Origin of the sequence: Oscillibacter sp., assembly GCF_040505565.1 — a bacterium.
Taxonomy (GTDB): domain Bacteria; phylum Bacillota; class Clostridia; order Oscillospirales; family Oscillospiraceae; genus Oscillibacter.
Genome location: NZ_JBEUWZ010000005.1, coordinates 7,464 through 25,240, shown reverse-complemented (window position 1 = coordinate 25,240; position 17,777 = coordinate 7,464). Strand labels below are relative to the sequence as shown.

Annotated in this window: 13 protein-coding genes; 11 read left to right on the top strand and 2 right to left on the bottom strand. The window is 52.6% G+C overall.

The genetic code is table 11. The features are described from left to right. Positions 1–169: 169 nt before the first annotated feature. On the top strand, positions 170–2,398 hold the full coding sequence (locus ABWQ15_RS01775) for an ATP-binding protein (protein WP_353907109.1): 2,229 nt from the start codon (positions 170–172) through the stop codon (positions 2,396–2,398). Between the two features lie 65 nt (positions 2,399–2,463). Further along, positions 2,464–3,285: a P-loop NTPase gene (locus ABWQ15_RS01770; protein WP_353907108.1), complete on the top strand. Its 822-nt coding sequence runs from the start codon at positions 2,464–2,466 to the stop codon at positions 3,283–3,285. A gap of 57 nt (positions 3,286–3,342) precedes the next feature. On the opposite strand, the gene ABWQ15_RS01765 is transcribed toward ABWQ15_RS01770, so the two are convergent. Next, the gene (locus ABWQ15_RS01765; RefSeq protein ID WP_353907107.1) at positions 3,343–3,810 is read right to left on the bottom strand and encodes a helix-turn-helix domain-containing protein; all 468 of its coding nucleotides are present in this window, start codon (positions 3,808–3,810) and stop codon (positions 3,343–3,345) included. Positions 3,811–4,040: 230 nt separating this feature from the next. On the opposite strand from ABWQ15_RS01765, the gene ABWQ15_RS01760 reads away from it, so the two are divergent. Then, the gene (locus tag ABWQ15_RS01760; RefSeq protein WP_353907106.1) at positions 4,041–4,619 is read left to right on the top strand and encodes a xanthine phosphoribosyltransferase; all 579 of its coding nucleotides are present in this window, start codon (positions 4,041–4,043) and stop codon (positions 4,617–4,619) included. Between the two features lies 1 nt (position 4,620). Next, positions 4,621–6,156 carry a glutamine-hydrolyzing GMP synthase gene (guaA, locus tag ABWQ15_RS01755; RefSeq protein WP_353907105.1) on the top strand — a complete coding sequence of 512 codons (1,536 nt, stop codon included), beginning with the start codon at positions 4,621–4,623 and terminating at the stop codon, positions 6,154–6,156. Between the two features lie 169 nt (positions 6,157–6,325). On the opposite strand, the gene ABWQ15_RS01750 is transcribed toward guaA, so the two are convergent. Then, entirely contained in the window at positions 6,326–6,877 is a 552-nt protein-coding gene (locus tag ABWQ15_RS01750) for a helix-turn-helix domain-containing protein (protein ID WP_353907104.1), read from the bottom strand. A 162-nt stretch (positions 6,878–7,039) separates the two neighbouring features. Between ABWQ15_RS01750 and ABWQ15_RS01745 the strand changes: the two genes are divergently transcribed. The 7 genes from ABWQ15_RS01745 to ABWQ15_RS01715 form a co-directional block, all read left to right on the top strand. Beyond that, on the top strand, positions 7,040–7,240 hold the full coding sequence (locus ABWQ15_RS01745) for a DNA-binding protein (protein ID WP_353907103.1): 201 nt from the start codon (positions 7,040–7,042) through the stop codon (positions 7,238–7,240). Position 7,241: 1 nt separating this feature from the next. Beyond that, positions 7,242–8,315 (top strand): site-specific integrase, encoded by a 1,074-nt coding sequence (locus tag ABWQ15_RS01740; protein WP_353907102.1) that lies wholly within the window; start codon positions 7,242–7,244, stop codon positions 8,313–8,315. A gap of 4 nt (positions 8,316–8,319) precedes the next feature. Next, a complete protein-coding gene (locus tag ABWQ15_RS01735) occupies positions 8,320–8,652 on the top strand; it encodes a plasmid mobilization protein (protein ID WP_353907101.1) in 333 nt (110 codons plus the stop codon). After that, a complete protein-coding gene (locus ABWQ15_RS01730; RefSeq protein WP_353907100.1) occupies positions 8,642–9,805 on the top strand; it encodes a helicase RepA family protein in 1,164 nt (387 codons plus the stop codon). The genes ABWQ15_RS01735 and ABWQ15_RS01730 overlap by 11 nt, the downstream gene beginning before the upstream one ends. A 401-nt stretch (positions 9,806–10,206) precedes the next feature. Continuing rightward, positions 10,207–11,547: a plasmid recombination protein gene (locus ABWQ15_RS01725; RefSeq protein WP_353907099.1), complete on the top strand. Its 1,341-nt coding sequence runs from the start codon at positions 10,207–10,209 to the stop codon at positions 11,545–11,547. Between the two features lie 196 nt (positions 11,548–11,743). Beyond that, positions 11,744–14,305 (top strand): winged helix-turn-helix domain-containing protein, encoded by a 2,562-nt coding sequence (locus ABWQ15_RS01720; protein WP_353907098.1) that lies wholly within the window; start codon positions 11,744–11,746, stop codon positions 14,303–14,305. 216 nt (positions 14,306–14,521) lie between these two features. Then, positions 14,522–17,777, top strand: a 3,256-nt coding sequence (locus ABWQ15_RS01715; protein ID WP_353907097.1) for an Ig-like domain repeat protein, incomplete at its 3' end; no start/stop codon positions are given.

Below are 17,777 nucleotides of genomic sequence, written 5' to 3'. Positions count from 1 at the left end.
CCCCTTTTTACCTTCTTTTTTACTTTTTTTGATATTTACTATCTTTTTCCCTTATGGTGGGCATCCGACCGGTAATTTCGAAATGGCTCTGGGCTTTTCTACTTATATATGATATGATATGCATATATGAAATTTATAAACAGAGGTGATTTCTCTGCGTATCCATCGTATGAGCGCCACATTCGGCAAGCTGAATCAGGAAACTCTGCTTCTGTCCGACGGCTTGAACGTTTTACAGGCTCCCAATGAGATCGGCAAATCCACCTGGTGCGCGTTTCTGCTCTCCATGCTGTACGGCATCAACAGCCGAGAGCGGGATCGGGTGGGTTTTATTGCGGACAAGAACCGCTACGCGCCCTGGAGCGGCGCGGTCATGTCTGGCCGTCTGGACTGTCGCGCCGGGAATGATGAGCTGACTCTTTTCCGGGAGACAAGGCGGCAGACTGCTCCTATGGGCGATTTTAAGGCAGTCTATGCCGGAACCGGCGACGAATATCCGGGCATCACCGGTCAAACCTGCGGTGAAACTCTGCTCGGCGTCAGTCGGGAGGTCTATGAGCGTAGCGCTTTTATCCGTCAGACAGGTCTCGCTATAAGCCAGGACGCGGGCCTTGAAAAGCGGATTGCCGCCCTTATCACCACCGGCGAGGAAGACACGTCCTACTCCGAGGCCGCCGATACATTAAAAAGGCAATTGAACCGCCGCCGACATAACAGGACCGGTCAGATTCCGGCGCTGGAGCTGGAGTTGGCGGAGACAAGACAGCAGTTGGACGCTCTGTCGGGTGCGGAAAGCAAGCTTGTGGAAGCCCGCTGGGACATTGCGCGCCTGTCCCAGCGGGAAACGGACCTCTCCGCACTTTTGAAGCTCCACGACCACTGGGACGCAGCCCAGAAGCGCCGGGTTTTGGAGGAGGCGGAGACCGCTGCTGCGGAAGCGGAGCAAACAGCTGCCAATCTCCGTCGGCAGGCGGAGGAAACCCGTCTGCCGCAAAACGAGGCCATCGCCCGGCTCCGGGGAGCCATCGTCAATCTGGAGACGGTGCGCAAAAGCGTGGAAAAGGCCATGGTGGAGAAGGACACTGCCATGAGATCCAGCGTCAAGGCTGAAGCCGCTGTCAGTGAAAGTCCCTTTGCGGGGCGGACGGCGGAGGAGGCCCGCAGAGCCGCGCAAGGCATACCCCTTGTCCGCCCTAAAACGTGGTGGTTTCCTATTCTCCTGCTGATTGTGGGCGCTGGGGGGACCTTTCTACTCAGCGCATTGAATGGAGCGCCATATCCTTTGTGGGCTCTTGCCGCGATGGGAGGCATTGGCTTTCTGTCGGGCGTTCTTGCCGTTTTTAACAGGGAACGGAGTGACCGGAAAAAGCTAGATGCGTACCTCGCCGCCTATGGCGCGACCTCTGTTGAAGACCTTGCAGCTTTGACTGACGCCTACGCCGCGCTCTGCAAAGCCCGGGACGCGGCCCAGAATGCGGTTGTAAAAACCACTGCTACCTACGACGCACTGTACGCCTCCCTTACCTCTAACGAACAGGGCATCTTGCTGGAGGTCCGCCGGTTCGCCCCCGCCGCGTTCGACATTCCCGCTGCTGACGCAGCGCTGCGGGAGTGCGCTGTCAGGCGCAGGGAGCTCTCCGCCGCTCAGACCGCCGCGGAATCTGCTCAACTGCGGTATGAGACCATGCGCCGCCAATTCCCAGACGAAGCCCTTCCGGCAGATGACCTCCCCGCCGCGCCCCCGGTTGAGAGCCGGGAGGCGTTGAGTGCGGCCCTGCTGTCCGTAAAAGCGGAGCTTACCGCCGCTCAATCCACTGCCGACCGTCTCTCCGGTCAGATTGCCGCTCTGGGCGACCGAGCCGCGCTGGAAGCGCAGGCAGAGCAGCTCTCCGGACAAATTGAAACTCTGGAGGGGGAATTCCAGTCCATCGCCCTGGCTATGGAAACGCTGGAGGGCGCCAACACGGAGCTGCAAAATCGTTTTTCCCCAGAGCTGGGGCGGCGGACTGCGCAAATTTTCTCCGCCCTCACCGGCGGGGTCTATACCGGCGTGGTGCTGGACCGCAGCTTTCACCTCTCGGCTGAGCCAGCAGGAGACGCGGTTTGGCGGGATGCACAGCTGCTTTCCGCCGGAGCCGGCGATCAGCTGTATCTGGCTGCGCGACTGGCTATCTGCGAGCTGGTCCTGCCGGAAGAAGATGCTCCTCCGCTGGTGCTGGACGACGCTCTGGCAAATTTTGATGACCGGCGCTGTGAAACCGCCCTGCGTCTTTTGAAGGTAGAGGGAAAAAAGCGCCAGATCCTTCTCTTCACCTGCCACAGCCGGGAAGCCGCCTTTTTTGCAAATGACCCGGAGATTGCCGTCCAACGGTTGACGAACAGCACGTCCGGGGTATAAGATATCTTCCGATCCAAATACTAACATTTAAATAACATCTATTAAATGGCAAAAGGAGTATTGACATGAGCGAGTGTACCCACGATTGTTCCACTTGCGGCGAAAGCTGTGGAGAGCGGCAGGAGCCCCAGTCCCTGCTGAAAGAGGCCAACCCCGAAAGTCACATCGGGAAGGTCTATGGCGTTGTCTCCGGCAAGGGAGGCGTCGGCAAATCCATGGTCACCAGTCAGCTGGCGGTAACCATGCGGCGACGGGGCTTTAAAACCGGCATTCTGGATGCCGACGTCACCGGTCCCTCCATTCCCAAGGCGTTCGGCATTCACGAACGCGCCAAGGGCGACGGTCAGTCTCTCCTGCCCGCTGAAACCAAGACCGGCATTGAGATCATGTCCACCAACCTGCTGCTGGAGCATGAGACCGACCCGGTGATCTGGCGCGGTCCGGTGATTTCCGGTGTGGTCCAGCAATTCTGGACGGACGTGATCTGGGACGTGGACTACCTGTTTGTGGATATGCCTCCCGGAACGGGCGACGTGTCCCTCTCCGTGTTCCAGTCCATTCCTCTGGACGGCATCATCATCGTGGCCTCTCCCCAGGAGCTGGTGGGCATGGTGGTGGAAAAAGCCGTGAAGATGGCGGAGATGATGGAGATTCCCATTCTGGGTCTGGTGGAAAACATGAGCTACGTAGCCTGCCCGGACTGCGGGAAAAAGATCTATCTGTTCGGCGAGGGCAAAACTGCCGAGGCCGCCGCGCGGCACAGTCTGAAGCTCTTGGCGCAGATGCCCGTTGACCCGGCTCTGGCCGCGCTCACCGACGCGGGTAACATCGAGGATTTTCAGGGCGACTGGCTCTGTGCCGCCGCCGACGCCGTCGAAGGTAAATAATTATGGACAGAACGGGGTAGGCATCGCTTTGATGCCCGCCCCGTTTTTTATGCCGCTTCAGCTTGCATTCTTTTCTCCGAAAATCTGCCGGTCCATCCATCCGCGGAGAATCCAGCTGATACAGATCGCTGCCAATCCCATGGCGGCAACCACCGCTTTGCGCAAAGAGTCCGGCGCAGCAAGCACGGAGAGTAAAATCCCCACGCCTCCGCCGCCACAAGCATCGCTGATTCGTTTCCGCCTCAGCCATATTTTCTGCTCTGTCAGCGCCGTGAGTACATTGATGTCCGCTGCCTGCCGAAAGTCAAAATCCTTCAGACGCCGTCCGCTCAAAAGCTCGTTGACGCCGATTTCCAAAGCTTCACACAGCGGCACCAGTGCCGCCAGATCCGGCATATAATTTCCGGTCTCCCAGCGAGAAACCGTCTTGTTCGTCACATTCAGCTTCTCCCCCAGCTCTGCCTGCGTCCACCCTTTCTCCCGGCGCAGCGCCGCGATAAACGTTCCAATCACTTTCTGGTCCAAATCATCCGCCTCCCTTTGGGTAAGGATAGCACGAAGAGGAAGTTTTGTCTTCCCCACATACAGCGATTTCCCGTATAAAGACAAATTTAACAAGCATTGTTTCCAGAAAACCTCGTTTTTGTCTGTAAAAACAGTTGCAAAATCGCGCCCCATCCATAATAATAGTACTGATCAAAAAAACACGCGTCCTCGCACCGGGGGCGCGAAATAAACGGAGGGGGACACAGCTCATGCAGGAATTAAAGGACCGTATTGCCACAGAAGGCAAGGTTCTGCCCGGCAATATCATCAAGGTGGACGGTTTTTTGAATCACCGGATCGACACCACCCTGATGGTCCACATTGCCGAAGAATTCGGCCGGCATTTTGACATGGATCAAGTCACCATGATCCTCACCGCCGAGGCCAGCGGCATCGCTTTGGCAGCGATCTGCGCACAGCACTTCGGCAAGCCCATGGTCTTTGCCAAGAAAGCCAAGAGCGACAATATTGAGGGCGGTCTTTATCAAAGTGATATCTTCTCTTATACCTATAAGAAAAAGATTACCCTGCTGGTAAGCAAAGAATGGCTCTCCGCCGACGACAAGGTCCTGATCATCGACGACTTTATGGCCAACGGAGAGGCTATGCGCGGCCTATGTGACATTGTAAAAGCCGCCGGCGCTTCGCTGGTTGGTATTGGCTGCGCCGTGGAAAAGGGCTTCCAGGGCGGCGGCGACCGGCTTCGGGCTGCGGGCATGAATTTGAAATCTCTGGCCATCATTGAGTCCGCCGAGCCGGGCAATATTGTATTCCGGGAGGACGACTGATATGCAGAAAGTCATCGTTCTGGACTTTGGCGGGCAGTATAACCAGCTCATTGCCCGCCGTGTCCGCGAGTGCAATGTCTACTGCGAGGTAAAGCCCTATTCCACCCCTCTGACCGAGTTGGATGCAGATCCCCCCATTGGCATCATCTTTACCGGCGGGCCCAATAGCGTATACGACCCCGCCTCTCCTCAGGTGGATCCGGCTATTTTTGAGCTTGGCGTTCCCATTCTGGGTATTTGCTATGGCTGCCAGTTGCTGGCCCATCATCTGGGCGGCAAGGTCACCGCCGGCACCGGGGACACCGCCCGGGAATATGGTAAGACCGAGACCTATTTCAACACGGACTGCAAGCTCTTTAAGGGGCTTCCCCGGGAGGGCATCACTTGGATGAGTCATGGCGACTATATGGAAAAGGTCCCCGCTGGCTTCTCTCTGGTGGCCCACTCCGACGCCTGCCCCACCGTTGCGATCTGCGACGAGGCGCGGAGCTTTTACGGCGTCCAGTTCCACCCCGAGGTAAACCACACCCAACATGGATCCGACATGATCCGTAACTTCCTCTATGAGGTCTGCGGCGCCGCGGGCGACTGGACCATGGGTGACTACAGGGATACCGCCATTGGTCAAATCCGTGAGAAGGTCGGGGACGGCAAGGTGCTGCTGGCCCTTTCTGGCGGAGTGGACTCCTCTGTGGCTGCGGCGCTGATTGCTGAAGCCGTTGGAAATCAGCTGACCTGTGTTTTCGTGGATCACGGCTTGATGCGTCTGAACGAAGGCGACGAGGTGGAAGCCGCATTCAAAAAATGGGATGTTAACTTTGTCCGCGCCAACGTCGAAGATCTGTTTTTGGACAAGCTGGCGGGCGTGACAGAGCCGGAGCGCAAGCGCAAGATCATCGGTGAGGAATTCATCCGGGTCTTTGAAGCGGAAGCCAAAAAGATCGGCAAAGTGGATTATCTGGCGCAGGGCACTATTTATCCCGATGTGATTGAGTCGGGTTTGGGTACCTCCGCCACCATTAAGAGCCACCACAACGTGGGCGGGCTTCCCGACTTTGTGGACTTCAAGGAGATCATTGAACCTCTGCGGATGCTGTTTAAGGATGAGGTACGAAGCTTAGGCCGAGAGCTTGGCCTACCGGAATACCTGGTCATGCGCCAGCCGTTCCCCGGACCCGGCCTTGCCATCCGGGTGATTGGGGAGATCACGAAGGAGAAGCTGGACACCCTGCGTCTGGCAGACTTCATTTTCCGGGACGAGGTTGCAAAGGCGCATTTGGAGAGCTCCATGAACCAGTACTTCGCGGTACTGACCAATATGCGCTCCGTGGGCGTCATGGGAGACGGGCGGACCTATGATTATACGCTGGCCCTGCGCAGTGTGACGACGACGGATTTCATGACCGCCGATTGGACCCGTATCCCCTACGACGTGCTGGACCGCGTGTCCACCCGCATCGTCAACGAAGTTCCCCACATCAACCGCATCGTCTACGACATCACCTCCAAACCCCCGGCTACCATCGAGTGGGAATAAGTTTCTAAACTCCGCAAACCCGCATGGATACAGGGTTTTGTGACTGCAAAGCAGTTAAATGATACTGTTTTGATACTGAAACTTATCCCCATGGAACATTTAGACATGAGGAAACCCCTCTCGTCTGAACGCAAAGTTCAGACGAGAGGGGTTTTTATATTTTGTAGTATCAGACTTTTCGCCATTTTTTTGTCGGTTCATGCTTTCCGCGGTCGTCGCAGGTAGCGGGCCAGCCCAGTTTCCATTCGAAATACTCATTTCTTGTGATTTCTTTGGAGGCATATTCCTCTTGCCGAATTAACCATTCGTGGAGAAAATCATCTACTAAATAATATTTGAAATACAATCCCACTGGTGGACAAGTCGGCCATTCCTCCGAGGGATTGTAGAATGCAACATTTGAATGGGGCTGATTCAGTCCCAGATTACGCTCAAGGTGAAAGAGCTCAAAGCTGCCGGTCATACTCTCCTCCAGCCAGAAAAGAGTCAGCATGACTTCTTCAGCATGGCCAAGCCCTGTGATCCAGAAGTTTATCGGGTTTATATCCAGTACATGGGCGATTTTATCAAGCAAGTCCTTTTTGGGAACTCGGTAGTCAGTTTCATATTGGGCAATACGGTTATCCGCACCCTTTTCGTCCAGTCCTATGGCAATGCCGAGCTCCTTTTGAGTCATCCCCCGAAAGGTTCGTATCCGCCGAATTTTCTCTCCGATTGTCATTTCGTCACCGCCTTTGTAATGAGTATAGTGCAATCAGAGAGAAATTGCAAGAAAATTATTAACAAATATGCGAATGAGATGCTTGACATTAACATATTTGTTAATGTATAATTCACGTAGAGCATTAACAAAAATGCGAATATAAGAAAGGATTGAACACACATGAGTAAAGAACTGTTTGTTACCGCAGCGGATGTATCAAAGGAGCTGGGAGTATCCAGTGCCTACGCATACCGTTTGATTCGTAAGCTCAATGAGGAATTGAGTAAAAAAGGCTTTATGACCATAGCAGGACGAGTCAGCAGAAGGTTCTTCGAGGAAAAATTCTACGGAATGGAAAAAAATCAAAAGGAGGAACAGTGATATGCCAGCTTACAAAGACGAAAAAAAGGGTAACTGGTACGCTGCTTTTTACTATCAAAACTGGCAAGGGGCTAAAGTTAAAAAACTAAAGAGAGGGTTCTCGACAAAGCGTGAAGCTCTTGAATGGGAACGCAGATTTTTGCTGCAACAGTCTGCGGATCTGGATATGACCTTTGCGGACTTCGTGCAAATCTATGTTTCAGATATGACAGCCCGTATCCGTGAGCACACATGGCAGACAAAGAACAGCATCATCGAGGGAAAGATTCTGCCTTATTTTAAAGATAAAAAAATGTCGGAGATTGCGCCAAAGGATGTGATTGCCTGGCAAAACGAGATGATGTCTTTCCGCTACGAGGACGGCAAGCCATTTTCTCAAACCTATCTCAAAAGTATGCACAACCAACTGAGTGCCATTTTCAATCACGCAGTGCGTTTTTATGAACTCAAGTCCAATCCTGCAGCCAAGGTCGGTAACATGGGCAAGAAGGAATCCACCAAAGAAATGTTGTTCTGGACAAAGGACGAGTACCTGAAGTTTACTGATGCCATGATGGATAAACCGATCTCTTTTTACGCTTTTGAAATGCTCTATTGGTGCGGTATCCGCTTGGGCGAGCTGCTGGCGTTGACAGCCGGAGATTTTAATTCTTTGAAAAGCACAGTATCCATCAATAAATCCTATCAGCGGCTCAATGGCAAGGATGTGATTACCGAGCCAAAGACGCCTAAGAGCAATCGTATCATTGCCATGCCTGATTTTCTATGTGAAGAAATGCAGGAATATATCAAATCCTTATATGGCTGCAGTAGTGGAGACCGCATCTTCCCGATTACCAAGGCCTATCTTCACCACGAGATGGATCGCGGGGCACGAGCAACGGGGGTAAAGCGAATCAGAATACATGATATTCGTCATAGTCACGTATCGCTCCTGATAGAAATGGGATTTTCCGCCGTGGCTATTGCCGACCGGGTAGGACATGAGAGTATTGATATTACATATCGCTATGCACACCTGTTTCCAACAAAGCAGGCGGAAATGGCAAACAAGCTGGCACTGGAAAGGAGATAAAGAGATGTCGCAAAAAAATCGGGATGAGCATAACCGTTGGAGGAACAAGACAGTCGCTTTTCATGTATCGCCGGAAGAAGATGAGCAAATCGAGATTGCCGTCAAGCTGACCGGGCTTACAAAGCAGGACTATATCACCCGACGGCTGCTCTGCAAGGACGTTGTTGTACAGGGCAATCCGAGGGTATATAAGGCGCTTCGTAACCAGCTTACCGCGGTGCTAGACGAACTGCAGCGAATTGAGGCGGGAAGTAAGGTGGATGATGAGCTGATGGATACGATCAATATGATCGCCGCCATTATGGATGGGATGAAGGATGAGATGAATGGCGACTGAAATAGAAAAACCGGCTGTCCAGATTCCGCCTGCGCCAACAGACGGGGAACAGCCGCTTTCCAAAAACTCTGAACAAAGTATAGCAGAAGAAATTTTTGAAAACAATCCCCCAGAGAAAAATTACGAAGAGATGCTGCGGATGATGCAGCGCATGAACGACCCGGCCTATCTTAATACGGTATCCATGAATGAACTCTACGAAAATGTTTATCAGAGCAGACCGTACATAATCGACGGTCTGCTCTGTATGGGAACATATTTGTTTGTTGGAGCACCGAAGGTCGGTAAATCGTTTCTGATGGCCCAGCTTGCCTACCATGTCAGTACGGGGCTTACGCTCTGGAATTATCAGGTTCATAAAGGGACAGTGTTGTATCTCGCTTTGGAAGATGATTATAGCCGATTGCAGGAGCGTATGTTCCGTATGTTCGGCGTGGAGGGAACAGATAATCTGCATTTTGCAATCTACGCAAAACAGCTCAATTCAGGCCTTGAAGATCAGCTTCAGAAATTTGTGCGGGAGCACTCGGATACCAAGCTGATTATCATTGACACACTTCAGAAAATCCGGGAAGCAGGCGGTGAAAAAATCAGTTACGCCAGCGACTATGAGGTGGTTGGAAAGCTTAAGCAGTTCGGAGACCGCAACAGTCTTTGTATGCTGTTGGTGCATCACACGAGAAAGCAGCAGGCTGACGATAAGTTCGATATGATATCCGGAACAAATGGGCTTCTGGGAGCAGCGGATGGAGCATTTCTGCTGCAGAAAGAAAAACGCACCGATGATACAGCAACGCTTGATATCTCTGGGAGGGATCAGCAAGATCAGCGACTTTATCTGAAACGAGATCCCGAGTATCTGTCCTGGGAACTGGAGCGAGCGGAGACAGAGCTTTGGAAGGCCCCGCCTGATCCAATTCTGGATTTTGTTTCCCGGCTGGTGACAGCGGAAAAGCCTGAATGGTTTGGCAGTCCTACGGAACTGGTTGCTGCTCTCGGCCTGGATATAAAGCCCAATGTACTTACTCTGCGGTTAAACGTAAACGCTGGTCGTCTTATGCAGGAACACGGCATCCACTATGAGAGCAGCCGAGCCCACTCCGGGAGATTCATCAGACTCACGCTGGTTTCTTCCGAGGCGTGTCGATCGTGACGGTCGTGACGGTGTTTCGGGGAGCGGCGGCGGTGTCAAAAACACCGTCACCATCGACACGACCGTCACGGAAGCCAAAGCGTACCTTCGTCCCCGCGGCACAATCCGCAAATTGTACCGCGGACAGGCGAAGGAAATATCACAGATTTCCTCCGCATTTGGACGGCGGGATGCTTAGTAAAGCAGAACCGCTGGCCGTGCCGTATTTGCAATGTGGGTGCCACATGCAAACACGGCGGAGGCTTCCGCAGAAGCCGCATACTTGCCCTCTGCCTGCAGGCAGCCCACGGCACTTTGCAGCCTGCAGGGATGAAAGTGTCATAGTGGGTTATTACACTTTGAAAAAGTGCGTTCCCCGGTGGCTTTCAGCGTATATAAATTAAAATGGAGGTACAACGCCTATGGCAAGAAATGATGGTGTTGACCGAATCAGCGCAAGAAATGTCAACCTGTCAAGTGGAAAGATCGGCAACACGCAACGACATAACGAACGTGAAAAAGAATCCTACACAAATCCGGATATTGTACCGGAACGCTCCAATTTCAATATACATTTCAAAACACCCGCTGATGATTATGAAAAGATGTTCGCTCAAATGGAAGCAGACAAGGTGATCTCTACACGTGGCCTGAAAGAGGATGCCAACCTGTATGGAGAGCTGATCTTCGATGTAAATTCAGCATACTTCCACAATCATGGCGGGTATGAATTTGCTAAGCAATTCTATGAGGATGCGTATAAAGCTGCCGTGGAGATCGTCGGAGGTGAACAGTACATCCTCTCAGCCGTCATGCATGCCGACGAACGCAACCGGGCTATGTCCGAGGCCTTGAAAAAGGACGTTTATCACTATCATATGCACGTCGCATATATCCCCGTCGTGGAGAAAAAAATACTTTGGTCGAAGCGATGTAAAGACCCGTCTCTGGTCGGCACGGTTAAGGAAACTGTTATGCAAGTGAGCAGCAGCAAGAAGTGGATATCCAAGCCCGCTCTGGATGAAGGTGGTAATCCAATTTTACAAAAAAACGGCAAACCGGTGCTGCGGAAATCCTACAGCGTCCTTCAGGATGATTTCTTCCGTTTTATGCGAGCTGCCGGTTATGACGATGTGGAGCGCGGTGAGCGCGGCAGCTCTGAGGAGCATCTGACCGTGACACAGTTCAAAGTCGAGCAGGAGCAACACCGGCTTGAAGAACTGAATGCGGCTAAAACCGAGACGCAAGCCGAAATCTTACATCTTCAGGAAGAAAAAATTGACACTCAAAATGAAGCAAAGGAGGCAAAAGCCCGGCTGGACGATCTTGCACCGAAACTCAATAAGATGGAGATGCTGGCCGCGCAGTATTCCAATGATCCGGAAAAAATACTACCGGAGGCTGGGGCGCTGGAATGCGCCAGAGCCTACCGGGAGAAAAAGGTCAAGCCACTTCTTGCCGGAATCGTGAAAGTTCTGCGCTCAGTGTATCACGCCTATCTTGATCTTGTCAGTAAGTTTGAGCGACTGCAATCTTCCTATAATCGGGAGGTCAGTAAAAACAATACGCTTTCCGACAGACTGGAAGACGTCGTCTCCGAAAATCGGGTTTTGCGGAATGCGGCTGAAAATTATGAGCGCGTCAGCCGCGCTTATGGCCCGGAACGTGTGGCGGCTACTGTAGAAGCGATTAAACGACAGGAGCAGACCGAGAAAGAGCAAAAGCGTGTGGCTAGACAGCAACATGATCGGGTTTCACGCTAATGTCGTGCAACACTGGAAAAAGCACAGATTCTTTCAGTTCGATTTATTCAGTCACATCGAAGAGTATCATAGTCAGGATAGGGACAAGAAAATTCCGAATATGTGGGCAAGTATTGGCGAGTAATAATTGTAAATTCTATGATAAAACAGTATAATCATTGCAAAGATTTTAAAACGATTTCTCGGAGGTGACATTTTGTTCCAAGCAAAATTACATATGCCCTGTGTCGGCAGCGGGATTGTCCAGAGAAAGAAGATTGAGGAAAAGCTCAGCTTATTGCCTGAGCATCGGTTTGCCTATATTTCCGCGCCTGCCGGTTATGGAAAAACCACCGCCGTGGTGGACTATCTGATCCGGGAAAACAGAAAGCACGCATGGTTTTCCATTGATGAATCGGACAACGACCCTGTGCGGTTTTGGCGCTATTTGACCTCGGCTATTGCCCGGTGCTGCGGAAACAGCGATTTTGAGACGATATCCATCGATGCAAAGCTTGTGGCCTCCAACATTTCGGTGGATCTTCTGATTTCCATGCTGGAGCAGGTGCCAGAGGAATTCATCATCGTGCTGGATGACTATCACTTGATTGAAAACAGTACGATTCAAAGCAGCGTGGAGCATCTGGTCAGGCTTCTGCCGACTAATATCAAGCTGATTTTTCTCAGCCGAAAAGAGCCGGAAAGTTATCTTTCCGTGCTGTGCTCACGTGGTGCGGCTATCCGGCTTGGAGCCAATGAAATTGCCTTCGCTCCGGAAGAAACCGCAGAGTTTTTTTCGCGAAAGGGACTCTGCCTGACGGATGAAGAACTGTCCATCATGGATACGTTTACCGAGGGCTGGGTTGCCGGACTTGTTGCCGCATCCTTTTCCATCCAAAAAAGCGGGGACAGGGCGCAGACCATACGGGGCTTTTCCGGCAGAAACAACGATGTCAGTACCATTCTGGAATATGAGGTGTTTTGCCGCTGGACGGAAAAAATCCAGTCCTTTTTGATTCACACCGCATTTTTGGATCGGCTCTCCGGTCCGCTCTGCACCGCCGTCACCGGTCACGAGAGCAGCACGGTGCTTTTAAAGCTTCTGGCCGAGAGCAACAGCTTTATCATCCCAATGGACACCGAGAACAGCTGCTACCGCTACCATCATCTATTCCAGCGTTTCCTGCTGGATCGCTTTGAACAGGAAAGCGAGGAAGTCCGGCGTCCCTATTACCGCCGCGCAGGAGAATGGTATCTGGCCCATGGACAGACTGCCGACGGCATACACTGGCTCATTGAGTCCAGAGACTATGAGCGGGCGCTGCCGTTGGTTATGGAGCGCTGGTTCGACATGACCCGAGACAACGAATTCCTGCTGTGGAAGCAGTGGATCGACGCTATCCCTGAGACGTTCTACGAAAACAGCAACACGACCTTCACCGCCTATTCGTGGATTCTGTCCATGGAAAATGAGGTGGAACAGGCCGAGGTCTGGACGGAAAAGGCGCGTGCCTGCTTTGAGCGCAACAAAGCCCGTCTTGAAAAGGAAGAACATGACTATCTGGAAGCGCACGTTTTGTTTGCCGAGGCGAACACCGCCTTTTATCGGCTTGACGCGGCGCGGGTGCTGGACCGGATGCGCTTTCTCAGCACGATGAAGCTGAACACGCCGGTGGTCATCGGCGAAATGAACTGGGGCGAGCCGAATATGCTGAAAACGGCTTACGGCTTTCGCGGCAGACTGAGCCTGGTGGAGCAATGCATGCCCGCGTTAGATGTCCTTGACGGTCTGCTGGGCAGCTATGCCGCCTATTTCGCCGTGGTCGCGGCGGAGTTTTTATACGAACGCAATGCCCTAAACGAGCTGGACGGGATTTTGACCGAGCACATGAAAACAATTATCGGCATCGGCTTCCCGGGCGTTATCGTCCCCTGCTTTCTTGTACAGGCAAAGGGCAGACTGGCAAAGGGCGACCCTGCGGGTGCGCTTTCTGCGGTCGCGGAGGCGAAAAGGCTCCTTGGGGACAAGCCGGGCAGCGTCTGGCAGTACCATCTGGACATCTTCGCGGCGGAGCTGCACCTGCGGGCGGGCGACACGGATAAGGCGCTGGCTCTGCTGGATGTCGGTCGTCTGAGCGTTTATGACCCGCTTTCCGCAAGCCGGGAGGCGGAATATACCGTCTTTGCCCGGTTCCTGATGCAGGAAAAGCAACTGCAAGACGCATTGATTCTTTTGAAGCGGCTGGAGGACTTTGCCCGGCAGGAGAACCGTCTGTACAGCCGGATGGAGCTTTTGTGCCTTGTCGCCCTCTGCCACGCCAGAACCGGGGACTATACAAAGGGCGCGAAGGTTTTGGAAGAGGCTCTTTTCATCGGCTCGGCTGAGGGTTATGTGCGAACCTTTGTGGACGAGGGTGCGCCCATGGCGGAGCTTTTATCCCACTATCAGGTGATGAGCCGCAGTGATGAGGAATTACAGCACGAGCTCTACGCGAAAAAGCTGTTCCGCATGACCAATGAGTACCTGCACACGGTGCAGTCCGCCGAGGAACAGGGCACTGTGCTGTCCGGCGCGTTTACAGCGAGCCTTTTGAGCACGCGGGAGCTTCAAATACTAAGGCTTCTGGCGGAGAGCAAGGAGAACGCCGCCATCGCGGAGGAGCTGCGGCTTTCCCTCAGCTCGGTCAAACAACATAACTCCCATATTTTCGATAAGCTTGGGGTAAAAAACCGCAATGAGGCCGTCACCCGGGCAAGGGCGTTGGAACTGCTTCAATAGCTTGATTGGTATAAAATTCAAAAATTACTTCCGTCTTTCCGGGGCGGGAGTAATTTTTTTTGCAAAATTTGTACTTTCGCCTGTACCTCGGCCAATGGCGCAATGGAAAAATGTTCTTTATAATGTAAGGTGTAACTTTATAATCTGCAAATTAGTTAGCCTGAGGCCACGTTTTTGCTGCCAAAATGAGCCAAGGTATATCTGGAGGAAACTTACATGAAGAAAAAAGGAAAACAATTTTTTAGCCTGCTGCTGAGCGCCGTAATAGTGCTCACGCTGCTGCCGACCATCACGCTTAAGGCGTCGGCGGCGGACGCTCCTTCAATCGCTGAGAAATATAGCAACTTTGCCTACCATTTTCCCCATGCCACCGGCGTGGCGGTCGATTCGGACAATCATGTATATGTATCCGACGACAGAGGCCTGGAAGAACAAGGAAGCGTCTACTATTATAAAGAAGTGGCACAGTCGTCGTGTATCAAGTACTACAACAATTATTTATATGTCGGCGATTACATCAATAGTAGAATCGCAGCCTCCTGTACAATAATTAGTTCATCAACTGATAATAACAATATTCCTTTTCATTCTTGGTCTAAGCCTGATTATACGGGGGATTTAGCATTTGACAGTAGTTCAGACATCTTTTTTGTGGAGGGCAACACTCTTTATAGGAAGTCTGTGGACTCCTCCGGAATGGTGGTCAATACAACTGATCATTTCAGTTATCCGGGGGAATTTTCCGACTACGACGGTCTTGCGGCGGACAATGCACGAAACGTTTATGTCGCGGATTACTCAAATAGTGTAATAGAAAAATTTGACTTTTCCGGCGATTGCTCCGTCATCGCCAATGTCAGGGCGCGCCATCTTGTCCTCGACAGCAACGGAAACCTTTACGCGAACGGCGACGGCAAGCTTTATCGAATCGACACGCTCGGAAATGTCGTCACCATACTTTCCAGCGGTGTCAGCAATAATGGCATGTGCTTTTATAACGACACCAAAGACAAAAATGCAAACAACAGCCACATTCTCATTGCCAATTCGGCAACTAATGCAGTTGATGAAGCCACATTTCCGACGCCTACGAGTAGTACCACCTTATCCGTTTCCGTCAACAAAAGTAGTATCGTTTCCGGTTCCTCCGCCACGCTGACGGCGACCGGTCTTCAGCCGGCCGCCACCGGAACGGTCACCTTTAAAAGCAGCGGCGGAACGGTTCTCGGCACGGCGCAGGTTTCAGGCGGCACGGCAAGCTGCGATACCGCGACTACGCTCCCCATCGGGAATTACAACGACATTACAGCCGTTTATTCCGGAGATGTTAATTATTTGGGCACTAGTTCCACGCTGGCTTCCACGTTCATCGTCACAGGCACAACCCCGACGGCCCTGACGGCTTCAGTAAGAGACAGCTCAGTCATGTATGGAACGCCCGTTAGCCTGATGTCAAGCGGCCTGCCGACGGCCGCCACCGGAACGGTTACCTTTACGAATTCTGACGGAACGGTTCTGGGGACAGCCGCGGTTTCAAACGGCGCGGCGAACTGCGTTACCAAATCGAATCTTGCTGTAGGAACCTACAACGTGACGGCAGCATATTGCGGTGACAGTACATACGAGCCTTCCAACGCGACGACGAGCTTTACCGTTACGTCGGCCGTGACAACGATTACACTGTTCGAAAACATACCGAGCGCAGCAAGCGATTCCAGCGGTTCCGTTACCTTTACGGTCGAAGGTATTCAGTCGAATGCTACCGCAACAGTGGAATTCAGCGCGACGAATGGGGCGCAAACTGTCTCACTTACTTCGGGTACTTTATCAAGCGGCGTAACCTCGGGGCAATTTACCGTTCCAATAAGCAGCTTCAAAGCCATATGCGGCGATTATACGGTAACCGCAACCGCAAGTTACCACGGATCAAGCAGTTACGCAAGCTCGTCGGCCACGGTGCATTTTGCCATAACCGGATCAGGTGATCCGAGCTTTACCGTTCCTTCTTCGGCATCCTTTAACCTCAACGACCCCGTCGTCCTTACGGCGAGCACCGGCCACACAGACGCGACCGGAACGGTGACCTTTACCGACTATGCTGGAAACTTGATTGGCTCCGCGCCGCTTTCCGGCGGAAAAGCGCAGTGCACACTCAATAGCGGAACGTTTCCCACAGGCAGCACCAATACAATCTATGTCGTCTATTACGGCGACAGTACCTACGAAGGCGCTACGGAAAGCTATACTGTTACAATAACCAGCTTATATTCGGCGGGTTTTTCAGTATCATCAACCACAAATCCATTTGTCGTCAGGGCCGACAACTTTCCTTCGGACGCGACCGGCAGCGTCAGCTTCAAATTAAAATCGGGCAACTATTCCCAAACGGCCACGGGCGTACAGATCAGCAACGGGTCGGCGGTTTTTGCCGTGACAAGAAACTTCAACGGCATGAGTGACGGAACCTGTATCATAACGGCAACCTATTCGCCCGATACCACCGCAAAGTCGAAATACGCAAGTACATCACAAACCGCAAATATGACCATCGTAAAAGCGGCGCCGCAGTTTACAAGCGCCGATAATGCCGATTTCACGGTCGGCAGTCCCGGAACATTTACCGTCTCCACCGCCAATTATCCGCTGGCGGCGCTCACCGAAACGGGAACGCTCCCCACCGGAGTGACCTTTACAGATAATAAGAACGGCACGGCGACCATTGCCGGAATACCGACAACCAAGGGCAGTAGTACGTTTACTATTACCGCCGCCAACGGAACATCACCGGACGCGACGCAGCAGTTTACACTGACGGTACAACCGGATAACAGTATGGTTTCGCCGGGGATAGCGAGCTTTGACAAAAACATAGGCAGTACTGGTTATGCGGATATTCCCGTGACACTGGCGCTTAACGGCAATACTTTCAGCGGGATTTATATCGGAGAAACGCAAGTCGACAGCGCCAATTATACTGTCTCTGCGGACGGAAAGACGGTGACGCTCAAGAAAGAATATCTTGCCGGACTTTCTACCGGAGATACAGCGCTGACCTTCAGATTCAACGGTGGAAATGACGCGACGCTGACCGTGACGGTGAGCGGGGCATTCGTGGCTGTGACCAGTATTACCGGCGTTCCGACAACGGCAACCGCGGGAACTGACCTGACGCTCAGCGGCACCGTCAATCCCGCTACCGCGACGAACCAAACCATCACCTGGACGCTTAAGAGCGCGGGAACGACCGGCGCTACGGTCACAAACGGCGTGCTTTCCACAACAGCGGCGGGTACCGCGACCGTCACCGCGACCGTTGCAAACGGCACGACATCAAGCACCGACTATACACAGGACTTTGACATTACCGTCAGCGCGGCAACACCCGCCTTTGTGGCCGTGACCGGCATCACTGGTGTGCCGACAACGGCAACCGCGGGAACTGACCTGACGCTCAGCGGCACCGTCAATCCCG